Annotated in this window: 7 protein-coding genes; 5 read left to right on the top strand and 2 right to left on the bottom strand. The window is 36.4% G+C overall.

Features of this window, described 5'->3' with window-relative positions; genetic code table 11:
• Nucleotides 1-137: 137 nt before the first annotated feature.
• Nucleotides 138-908, bottom strand: a complete 771-nt coding sequence (locus tag ACFILU_RS05465) for an energy transducer TonB (protein WP_375675080.1) — start codon at nucleotides 906-908, stop codon at nucleotides 138-140.
• Between the two features lie 245 nt (nucleotides 909-1153).
• Between ACFILU_RS05465 and ACFILU_RS05460 the strand changes: the two genes are divergently transcribed.
• From ACFILU_RS05460 to ACFILU_RS05440, 5 genes are all read left to right on the top strand, one after another.
• Entirely contained in the window at nucleotides 1154-3331 is a 2178-nt protein-coding gene (locus ACFILU_RS05460) for a TonB-dependent hemoglobin/transferrin/lactoferrin family receptor (protein ID WP_375675078.1), read from the top strand.
• A gap of 270 nt (nucleotides 3332-3601) precedes the next feature.
• A complete protein-coding gene (locus ACFILU_RS05455; RefSeq protein WP_375675076.1) occupies nucleotides 3602-4645 on the top strand; it encodes a hemin-degrading factor in 1044 nt (347 codons plus the stop codon).
• An 18-nt stretch (nucleotides 4646-4663) separates the two neighbouring features.
• Nucleotides 4664-5566 carry a hemin ABC transporter substrate-binding protein gene (locus ACFILU_RS05450; protein WP_273791109.1) on the top strand — a complete coding sequence of 301 codons (903 nt, stop codon included), beginning with the start codon at nucleotides 4664-4666 and terminating at the stop codon, nucleotides 5564-5566.
• A 5-nt stretch (nucleotides 5567-5571) separates the two neighbouring features.
• Entirely contained in the window at nucleotides 5572-6669 is a 1098-nt protein-coding gene (locus ACFILU_RS05445) for a FecCD family ABC transporter permease (RefSeq protein WP_375630798.1), read from the top strand.
• Nucleotides 6666-7499 (top strand): heme ABC transporter ATP-binding protein, encoded by an 834-nt coding sequence (locus tag ACFILU_RS05440; protein ID WP_375675074.1) that lies wholly within the window; start codon nucleotides 6666-6668, stop codon nucleotides 7497-7499. Before ACFILU_RS05445 ends, ACFILU_RS05440 begins: the two co-directional genes overlap by 4 nt.
• 1127 nt (nucleotides 7500-8626) lie before the next feature.
• Here ACFILU_RS05440 and ACFILU_RS05435 read toward each other — a convergent pair.
• Complete coding sequence (locus ACFILU_RS05435) at nucleotides 8627-9601, bottom strand: tail fiber protein (protein WP_375675073.1); 975 nt, start codon at nucleotides 9599-9601, stop codon at nucleotides 8627-8629.
• Nucleotides 9602-11378 lie beyond the last annotated feature (1777 nt).

The raw sequence follows: 11378 nt of genomic DNA, 5'->3' as shown, positions 1-11378 counted from the left end.
TATATCATAAGTAAGCGAATGGTTTTGATTAATTCAACGTCAAAAAAATTAGAACAAACTATATTTTAACTTTCATTAAAATTATAAACAATCATTATAAATCAATATATTATATGAAAAGCGCCCCGCATAAGAAATCAGCTAAATATTAGGGATACTCTGATTGTTTTATTCACTTTTGATGGTGGTGGTGGTGGAAAAGAACCAATGCGTTGAAGTGCCGCCATCGCTAATCGATCAAGTTCCGGATCACCAGCAGAGACTGCTACACGACTAGAAAAAATACTCCCCTGCTCATGTACCATAAATTCTAACTTCACCGTTCCTTTTGTATGACTGGTACGCTGTCCCACAATATAATTTTTTTGCCTTTCTAATTGTGACTGTACCTTTGCTAACCACTCCATTAACAACATATCTTCAGTCCCTGCTGTACCACCGCCCTTATTGGTGGAAGAAGAACGTACCGCCTTTGTATTGGAGCGCTTTACTACAGCCTTTGGCATCGGTATTGTTTTTTTGATAAACGCTTTATGCTCCACTTTTTGAGGAAGGGGGTCTTCCAAAGACTTTAAGTCATCCTGTTCTACTATATGCTGAGGTTCTTGCGATTGAACTTCATCCACGGATTGCAATCCTTCTAACTCCTGCTCTAGGAGACCAGACTGTAATACTTCTGGCTCTGTATTAATATCCGACTCTGTATGAATATCTGGCAAGTCTGTATCAACATCCGGATATACAGTTTCTTGCGCAAAAGTCAGCATAATCTCCGACGAGAGCAAGCCATTACTTACACCAATACTTTGAAAATAAAACTGCGCTCCCAATAATACATGCAAAAAGAAAGCTCCAACAAATGCACCAATCCAAAGAGTTAATAATTGCTTCGTATTTGCAAAATTCATCGTTTTTTCTGCCACTATTTTAAGCTTAATATTGGTGTTCAATCTCATTAAAACAGGCTATTTTGAAATTGCAACTTTTTTCTTGACTGATTTTGTCATGTTTAATATGGTTTTCCAGTGATTTTGTGTTGTTTTCAAAATCATTTCTACTTGGCTGGCAAGTTTTAATCAGCGGGTCCAGCCTTTTTGTATGTAAATAAAATTTCAAAACAGAGAGGGGACGTTAATAAGGGTTGTGATGTGTTATGCAAATAAGACGAAAAAATATCTATAAAAGCTGTGTGATTTTAAGTGCATTATCGGTCTGTATACCTTCATTTGTTTTCGCACGAAGTAATGATGGAGCTTCTGTCACTGAACTCAAACCAATTGTTATTAAAGAGAAAAAAATAGGGGTGGCCTTGGATTCGGTCACTATTCTGACGAGTCGAAAAACCGCGAAAGATATTAGTGAAAAACAAATAACTGATGCCTATGATATTAATCGCCTTGATCCATCCGTATCCTATAACCCAGGGAATAACAGTTTTGTCATTCGTGGTTTAGAGGCAAGCCGTATTCTTACAACAATGGATGGTATCGTTCTTCCATGGTTGGACGATATATTCCGCGGAAATAGTGGTAACACAACGTTTGATTTTGGTGCACTTTCCACACTTGATATTATTCAAGGATCGGATTCTAGCCTTTATGGATCTGGTGCGCTAGGAGGAATTGTTGCTTTGCGTACCCTTGATCCTGAAGATCTTATCACAGAAGGAAAAAATTGGGGTGGTCTTATAAAAGGTGGTTATCATTCTGTTGATAATAGTTGGCACGTAGATCAAGCTGTTGCAATGCGTGCTCAACAAACGTTTTTGCTTTTCCAAGGTTCTTATGCGGAAGGTCATGAGCGCAAAAATATGGGAACCTTAGAGGGCTATGGAGAGCGCACACGTAAAAACCCTGCTCATTTTGATCAAAATAATTTGCTCTTTAAAATTCACCAATACCTTGATGATAATCACCGACTTGGTTTTACCGCCGAGCGTTTTGGTCACACCATTGATACACATTCATTGGATGCATCTAAAAGATATGCTCCAGGTTCCGTTTATGATAAGGACGACAAACTTCGTGAACGCCTTTCTCTTTCTTATGACTATAACGGCAATGAAGAAGCACTTTTTGATGCATTTCGTGGGCAGATTTATTGGCAAAGACAGTCAAATCGTCATATTCTGACCGGATTTCGTGTTAGGGCCCCCAAAGGGGATTTTTTGAGAGATAATTTTTTGCGTAATACTAATTATGGTATCAATGCTAACGCTCTCAAGAAAGTTCATATTGGCACTGTAGATCATACGTTAAAGATTGCCACTAATGTTTTATCATCTAAATTTCATCATTATTTGTTAGGGAAAGATAATTGTCATTTGGCGGAAAATGCACGGGGCTGTCTCTTTGTACCCGCTAATCGGTCAGATTCACCAGATGCGAATGGCTATAATTTGGGTTTTGTTTTCGAAGATGAAATTGGCTTTGCTGATAACCATTTCCGTATAACACCTGGAGTTCGTTATGATTGGTTTAAATATATCCCTCAAAAAACGTCCTCTTATGAGAAAGCTCTGATTTCTGACAAATTTCCTCCAGAAAGAAATGGTTCACGTTTTTCTCCCAAATTACGTATGGAGCTGGATGTTCGTAATCAAGTAACACTTTATGCTCAATGGGCGCAAGCTTTTCGTGCACCACGTATTCCAGAACTTTATGTCTCTTATATAAAACCCTCTGCTTATTATGTGAAGGGAAACCCTGATCTGAAAGCAGAAACAAGCAATGGATATGATGTTGGTATAAGGTATGGAAATGGAAATTTCGGCGGTTCAGTCAGTGCCTTTTTTAATCAATACAAGGACTTCATAGATACTATAGATAAAGGGCCATCCGAGGAATTCAAATTTGCGCGTCGCCATTACATAAATCGTGCGAATGTGCGTATTTATGGTGCTGAAGCCAAAATACATTTGGCTCTTAATGGTGGATTCCATAGCAATTTTGCTCTTGCCTATTCGCAAGGAAAAGATCTTGATAAAGATGAATATCTTAACTCAATTCCAGCTTTAAAAGCGATTGTTGGGATCGGATATGCAAAAGAAATCTGGGGAGCAGACGTTGTTCTTACCTCATCTGCCAAACGCGATAAAGTTGCTAAGGAATCGGACTATCAAAAAATTCCAGGTTATAATATTATTGATGTGTCAGGTTGGTTGAAGCCATTTGGTGAAAAGGGTCCTGTTATAAGGGCTGGTGTTTATAATCTGTTCAATCAAAAATATTGGAATGTATCAGATCTTCCTTCCGGTGAAAGCTCAACGCCGAAGGATTATTATACTCAGCCTGGTCGCAACTTTAAAGTTTCGTTCGTGCAAAAATTTTAGTTACTTTTGTTAACCATTAGATCAATTAAAAAAGTTATATCGATAAAGAATAAGTCATTGTGTTTCTGTTCTTCTTGTTCTCTGAACAACAGATTTTGAGATTTACGCTTTAACTTTTTGTAATTTATCGGTTTTTATTGTTCTACTGTTAATAAAAAAGGGCTTATTTGGTAGTAGGTTGAACCATTAGTTGATAGTGGTTCGACTTACTGTCTTTGAGTTGAAAAATTAAACAATTAACCCTCAAACAGGTAACATAAGGATAAGCCCATGTCATACACAGCCGAAATGATTATTCGCTTGCGTGAAGAAAAAAAAGAGATGCGTAACCGCGATTTCGCGGACTCTATTGGTATATCCGAAGCAGAACTCATTGCGGCTTATTGTACAGTTGGAAAAGCAAAAAAACTACGCGCTGATGTCGCTACTTTCTTGGAAAATGCTCCTAAACTTGGAACAGTTATGGCATTGACACGGAATGATAATGCTGTCCATGAAATAACAGGATGTTTTGAGAAGATTGTTCAAAGCCAGCATATCCCGATAACACTCGGTGAAATTGACTTGCGTATTTTTTCAAAACAATGGAAGTTTGGTTTCGAGCATGACGTGATTATTCTCGGAACACCTATGAAAAGTTTGCAATTCTTTGATCAATCTGGCATGGCTATTTTCAAACTCTATTCTAAAGACGCAACAAATATGGAAGAATGGTCTGCACTTGTTGAAAAATTGCTTCATGACGATCAGTCACCTGTACTTGATATTTCTCCAGTTCCTACTCCAGTACCATGTGATACGGCAAAGCTGGATGTTGAAAAATTTCGAGATTGTTGGCGTCAGATGACTGATGTACATCAGCTTCATGGGATTATTTCTGAACTGAAAATTAATCGACATGATGCTGTGAAACATGCTGGCAATGAATTTGCCGATGAGTTAAAAATAGAAACTGTTGAGATGATGCTCAGACAAGTTGCACAACAAGAGTTACCAATTATGTGTTTTGTTGGTAATAAAGGATGTATCCAAATTTTCACTGGGCAAGTAAAGAACATTAAGCAAATGGGACCTTGGCTTAATGTTCTCGATCAGAAATTTCACCTCCATTTACTCGTTTCTGGATTTTATAAGGTATGGCGTGTTCGCAAGCCTACGATTGATGGGTATGTCAGCTCACTTGAAGTTTTCGATAAAGCTGATGAGATGGTTATTCAATTCTTTGGCGTACGCAAGGAGGGACAAAAAGAACGTGACGATTGGCGCTCTTTATTGAATAGTTTGCCATCATGCCAAGAAAACAGCAGTAACTAAGATAAGGTAAGGTTGGACATGTTCATATCTCTTTTACATAGGTTATCAAACCTTTTTCTTATGTGTTTACTGCTCTCTCTTACTTGTTTTTCTAAACAAGTAATTGCTGAACCTGCAACGCGTTTTCCTGAAAATGCTCGAATTGTTTCTATCGGCGGAGCACTTACAGAAATTGTCTATGCATTAGGAGCCCAAGATCAACTTGTCGCCCGTGATAGTACAAGTGTCTACCCACAAGAAGCGCTCAAGCTTCCTGTACTTGGATATATGCGTGCTCTTTCACCTGAGGGTGTTTTATCACTTGCTCCAGAGGGTATATTGCTTGTTGAAGGAAGCGGTCCCGCTTCAACAATTGATATTCTCAAAAAAACATCGATACCTCTGGTGATCATACCAGAAGACTACTCCCGTGAAAATGTGATAGAAAAGATTCGCCTCGTTGGTCAAGCCATTCATCGGGAAGTGCAAGCCGCGGCGTTAATTGAGAAATTGAAGCGTAATTTTTTAGACAACGATGCGCTTTTGGCGAAAGTAACAAGACCAAAGCGTGTTCTTTTTGTTTTCTCTGTGCAAAATGGACGCGTCATGGCATCTGGAACAGGTACTGCAGCTGATAGTATGATAAAACTTTCAGGCGCTATCAATGCTATCACCGATTATAAAGGATATAAACTTCTCAACGGCGAAGCGTTATTGAAATCAGATCCCGATGTTATCTTACTTGTAAAACATGGTGCAAGATCAACCAGCATTGATAAGATTTTAGCCATACCGGCAGTTCAAGCAACAACTGCAGCAAAAAATCATGCCATAAAACAGATGGATGCCATGTATTTTTTGGGATTTGGTCCACGCACTGCAGACGCATCAAGAGAGCTTATTGAGATACTTTATGGTGCAAATCAAAACGGTAAGAGCTGATAAAAATGGTAGACGGTACATCCATGATGCATTTACCTGAAGCAAAAGAAGGTAAAAAAATAAGCCGTTCAAAGCAGGGGAAGATTTTATTATTAAGCTTAATAATCTTCCTTATCTTCAGTATTTTTGGTGGGCTCTTGAATGGTGCTGCAAAAGTTTCTTTCGTTGATCTCCTCCATGTGATGCTTACACAAGATTTTTCGGTAAGTAGTAAAACGCGTGATTACCTCGTGCTCATAGACATAAGGCTTCCCCGTGTTATCTTGGGATTATTGATTGGAGCAGCTTTAGCTGTCTCCGGTGTTCTTATGCAAGGGCTTTTTCGTAATCCTCTTGCAGATCCCGGAATTGTAGGTGTATCAGCAGGTGCTGGACTTGGAGCAGTCTTAGCAATTGTTGTCGGCATTGCTTTTCCTGTTTCATTTGCACCTTTTCTAGAGCCTTATAAAGTTATCATAGGTGCTTTTTTTGGTGGACTTTTATCAACGATTATTCTCTACATAATAGCAACGCATAATAGCTTTACCTCTATTGCAACCATGCTGCTTGCTGGTATTGCTCTTGGTGCATTAAGCAGTGCAGTTGTCGGAACATTGATTTTTGTCGCAAATGACCAACAACTGCGTGATATCACTTTTTGGAGTCTTGGCTCTCTTGCGGGCGCTACATGGTTAAAAGTATGGCTCGTTCTTCCTTTTATCGTTATTGGTCTTCTTTTCTCTCCCTTTTTATCACGAGCACTTAATGCCCTTGCTCTTGGAGAAGCTGTTGCTGGCCATATTGGTTTCCATATTCAACGCGTCAAAAATATTGCTATTCCCCTTGTTGCTCTTATGTGTGGTAGTGCTGTTGCTGTCAGTGGTGGTATTGGTTTTATTGGTATTATTGTTCCTCATATTTTACGTCAGCTCATAGGTCCTGATCATCGCTATCTCATTCCTTGCTCTGCTCTCCTGGGAGCAGCATTACTTATTTTTGCTGATATGTTTGCACGCTTAATTGTTGCCCCCGCAGAATTGCCGATTGGGATTGTAACAGCACTTTTTGGTGCACCTTTCTTTCTATGGATCCTTATATGCAAACGAGGAACAGACTTTTCATGATTGAAGCGACAAATATTTGTGTTCAGCGCGGAAAGAAGAAGATTCTTAAACACATTAATCTTCAAGCTAAAAGTGGCGCTTTTACCATTATTATTGGTCCTAATGGATCAGGAAAAAGTACTTTTATCAAAGCTCTAAGTGGTGAAATTCCTTACAGTGGAAAAATAACCTTAAATGGTTATAATGTATGCCAAACAAAAACTCATGTAATGGCAAAAATGCGCGCTGTACTACCACAATCAACAACGCTCGTATTTCCATTCTTAGTTCATGAAGTTGTAGGACTTGGTCTTTCTGTAAACCAATTTACCTTTACCACAGCCGAATTGCAAAATCTTATCCAGAAAGCTTTAGAGTGCGTTGACCTTTCTGATTATGGCAACCTGTATTATCACCAATTATCAGGCGGAGAACAAGCTAGAGTACAACTTGCCCGTGTACTTTGCCAAGTCTGGAAACCTGTTCATAATGGGATTCCTCGCTGGATGATATTAGATGAACCTATTGCTAGCCTCGATATTCAACATCAAATCATCGTTATGGATATTGCTAAACAATTTTCCTATTCTGGTGGCGGCGTTCTTGCTGTTCTTCATGACCTCAATCTCGCGGCACATTATGCAGATAACATGATCTTGCTCAAGGAAGGTGAGATTTATTGCGAAGGAAATGCAACTAATGTTTTGACAACACAAAATCTCCGCAATGTTTATCATTGTTCTTTAAACGTTTCTGAATTACCTAAAGAAGATATCCCTTTTATACTCCCTCAAACGGCTTCCTCCTATGAAATTAGATCTTTAAGCTGTCGGCTTCAATCTAAAAACTAAAGTCCATAGCAAAATAAAACACGCAAATATTCAAGAATCTTTTTTATTTTTATATGAACTCCTTTTTGTCATCTATCATTAAAAAAGAAGACCAAGCACCCTAAAGATATTTTTTGAAAAACTACCAGTTTAAAATCTTTCAAGATTTTACGTAACTAAAAACATGTGAAGTTTTATTTTGCTATCAAACTGTTAGATAATACGAATTTATACAACATAAATATGCGTTTTCCCACTCTTTCTATCACTTTTATCTTTATAAAAATGATTCAAGAAATGCGTACAAATGCCTTTGTTATAATAACGGGTGTATTATTTATATCTTCTAAGGAACATATAGAAATCAAGTACTTTTCTCCCCTCCACAAAAGATTTGTTTGTAGCTTTAATAGTAACATCTTCTTTATAACACATATAATTTAGCTTTTTTTATAAATAAATATTAATTTATACTTAATATTTTTTACTTTTCTCTTTCTATTAAAAAATTCTTTATTGGCATATCACAAAGAATTAACCTATTGAATAAAAACTTTAAAATAAACTCAATAACGCTTCTTGTAAGCCCCCCTAATGCAAAAACAATGCGGAATATAGGGATGAGGAGAGAGTATAGAAATAGCGTTTGTCTTCTTCTTCACAAGCATAATGATGATTCCACTCAAGGAGTACTATCATTTACAGATAAAGCCTCCACCATGGCAATGCAAAGAAATGAAATCGACAACAAGGTGAGAGATATCTTTATAAGATGAATTAACTCATACGGGGGTATGCTGTTTTTGCACAAAAAAACGTTAAAATATTGTACTTTATTTATGCCTCAGGTTGAATAATTTTATCACCTTACCCCCTATCAAAACACCTTATGAAAAAATGTATCTCTAGATCACTTCACGGTACAGTTTAAATGATTTTTACATATTTTCCCTATGTTATCATACAATTATAAAATAAATTATATCCTTAACTCTTTCTTTCAATCATTTTTAAATTGTTTTTTGACTCTCTCAAGTATCCTATTAACAATATAGATTTCCTCTTCATATGCATAGAAAATAACGCGGAATTGCTCCGCGTTAACAAAATTATCAAGGTCTATAGATTATTTATGGACCCGACCATACTCATGATTTTATAGCATAGACAACGGTTGTATTAACAGGGCGCGTTTCTGCCTCACCCGTATGGGAAAGAGTTACCTTGTGTGTATGTGCACCAGCAGAAGCTGTTCTCCCTTTCAGGGTCGTATTATAAGTATAATGATTCGGGAGTCTCCCAATATCACCAACGGGCCAGCCTACCCCTTGATACTCAAAATTGTGTGCATGCTCGCCTGCGTTTTCAATGCTTCCAATATGCGTATGCGATTTTATGCTATCTTGTTGTTCATCTGCAAACTTTCTACCACCATCTAAACCCCGACCATTATCAAAGCCGCGTAAAAACATGCCTCTAAAATCAGGAACTTTAAAAGTTTTATTGCTGTCTTTTCCCCATTTATCACCTATTGCCTTGAATAACAGCGGATAATCTTCACGCTTATAGGCCTTACCATCACATAAAAGCCAACCATTTGGCACATTTTGCATAGCAAATGTTGCAATGAATCCAGCGGGAAAACTTTCTATCTTTGGTGGTGTAGGATTTAATAAATACCAACCCTCATGCTCTTTTATTAAAACACCATTATTGTATACCATTTCATAAATGCCATCTGTTTGAAATTCTCCACCTTCTAATGGTATAACCCCCACGTCAGTGGCTTTATAGATAAGCTTTTCTCCTATATTATTAACAGTTATGGTTGTCGCGCCAATATTTACACCACAAGCTTTAAAACGTATGACGATATCATTGTTGTATTTCTTTATAGGCGAAACTGTCTTTAAAGTAATTAATGTTGTTTTATCATCCACATTTACTGTAAAGCTTGAATTAATAGATCCTCCATTATCTGCAAGATATTCACGTACGCGCTGCATCATCGCCCGTGCACTATCATTAACAGAACTAGGAGGCTGACCTTCTGCCCAATTAATGATACTATCTGAATAAGCATTTTCATCAGCCTTTAGAGACCAATCGTAAATATTAGACATTTTAAATCCCCCATTATTTTCATAGTTTTTCTAACAATTTCTCGTTCTGTGCACTAAAATGTGCTGCCACTGTTGATTGGTACATCATAACCACTGCACCATCCGTATTTACGCATTTTATCTCTCTTCACTCCTTCCAATTTTATAACCTAAATTCACCAGACGCTTTTCATAACATTAGTATTAATGCTTTCTCTTCTAATGTGTAATGTAACCACCTCATTTGAGGTTACTCAGTATCTTGTTTTGTTGCTTTGCTGTTGTTATATAATTATTTCTCAAATCTTGCATCTTGTTGCAAAATTTATAATACTGTTCAAAATTTTTCTTATTATGGATTTCATATAACCATTACTGAATGTAATAACTTATCACCCACATAGAAAGTTTCTGACTTAAACATTATCTTTTTTTATTTTTTCAATAGTTTAAATCTATCTCGTCGATATTTTATACCATATATTTTAAACAAAGAAATTCTATCTTTTAGCTATCATTTGTATTAAAATTTTAAAATTAGCTTCAAATTTTTTGCATGCTTCATTATGTTTTTATTCACATGCAGATACTTTGTTCTATTTTATTCAATTTATTCCTGAAATTGTGTTACAGGATTATCACCAATGTTTTTTTGAACAAGCTTTTGTTCAATCTAAATACATCATAGAGAATATATTCAATATGGCTATTTCCTCACGCTTTCATTGAAGTGAAAATGAAATACTTTGAAATACTAAAGAAACACTACACACCTTCACAAAATTTGAAGGTTGTATCCGATCCGGAAAAAATTAAAAAGCATAACCTAGCGCCCTCCCCCAATTTTTATGAACAATATCCTTGTTTTTTAAACGCCCCATAACCAACTTTTCCCCTCCCACACTTAGCACATCTACCTCTATATATTATTATATGTATATCTTTTTTGCAAGAACAATAAATCATTCTAAACAACATCTTGCAATTATTGGTGTTCTTCTTAATTCATGGCAATATCAAAAAGCATTCTCTAAACTGTTTTTCTAACTCATCTGCTTCATCAATCCAAACAAAAAATACGCTCCATCGATTTAACACTTGCTATACCCTTAACTATCAAAGAAAACACCTTACAAAATCTTGCATAAGTAGCCAGACAATTGGACTATCCATGGCTTGTTTTTTCCAAATAAAATATCCCCTCCACTCATTACCGACTTTATTTTCAGTGTTCTCTGCACCTTGAACTTCTATCTTCCCTTTAAAATATACATCATTTATTAGCTACACCCTTTACCAGCTCTCGATGGGGTTATTTTTACTGTTTTTGAAGTTATTGCTATATTTTCTAATGTCAGAAACATTTTCTTTAGGTAATAAAAAACTCAGAAATTCCAGACTTTTTACATACATAACGCTAATATATAACCTTACAATACATGAATAAAATGTGATCTATTCTACAAAAATATAATACGTATTGATGAATCAACAAAACCAACACTCAAAAAGAAAGATGGGAATATGAGTTTTGGAGATCTTATCGTATGCAGTATATTAGGATTTTTGTTTACAATCTTTTCATTGGGGGGGGGATGCTTAAAATCGTTACAGTAGAATTAAAAAAAGAATATTTTAGGTGTCCTTTTCTATTCCTTCCAGCATTTACCTCACTATTTAGTATAATTGCACTACTTAAATATGATCTTTTTAACAAGATTTAAAAGATAAGCTGTTTTTATATCCTTCATAAGGTGCATAACGAGTTTTATGATGTGAGTGGGGTAATGCAAAGCGA

The organism is Bartonella sp. CL100XZDX (assembly GCF_042195375.1).
Taxonomy (GTDB): Bacteria; Pseudomonadota; Alphaproteobacteria; order Rhizobiales; family Rhizobiaceae; genus Bartonella.
The sequence above is the reverse complement of the archived record's forward strand: the minus strand, read 5'-3'. Positions and strand labels throughout refer to the sequence as shown.

Bases quoted from the DNA above. Each gene is read 5' to 3' on its own strand.
- ACFILU_RS05465 (WP_375675080.1), bottom strand. From the start codon at position 908: ATGAATTTTGCAAATACGAAGCAATTATTAACTCTTTGGATTGGTGCA.
- ACFILU_RS05460 (WP_375675078.1), top strand. From the start codon at position 1,154: ATGCAAATAAGACGAAAAAATATCTATAAAAGCTGTGTGATTTTAAGT.
- ACFILU_RS05455 (WP_375675076.1), top strand. From the start codon at position 3,602: ATGTCATACACAGCCGAAATGATTATTCGCTTGCGTGAAGAAAAAAAA.
- ACFILU_RS05450 (WP_273791109.1), top strand. From the start codon at position 4,664: ATGTTCATATCTCTTTTACATAGGTTATCAAACCTTTTTCTTATGTGT.
- ACFILU_RS05445 (WP_375630798.1), top strand. From the start codon at position 5,572: ATGGTAGACGGTACATCCATGATGCATTTACCTGAAGCAAAAGAAGGT.
- ACFILU_RS05440 (WP_375675074.1), top strand. From the start codon at position 6,666: ATGATTGAAGCGACAAATATTTGTGTTCAGCGCGGAAAGAAGAAGATT.
- ACFILU_RS05435 (WP_375675073.1), bottom strand. From the start codon at position 9,601: ATGTCTAATATTTACGATTGGTCTCTAAAGGCTGATGAAAATGCTTAT.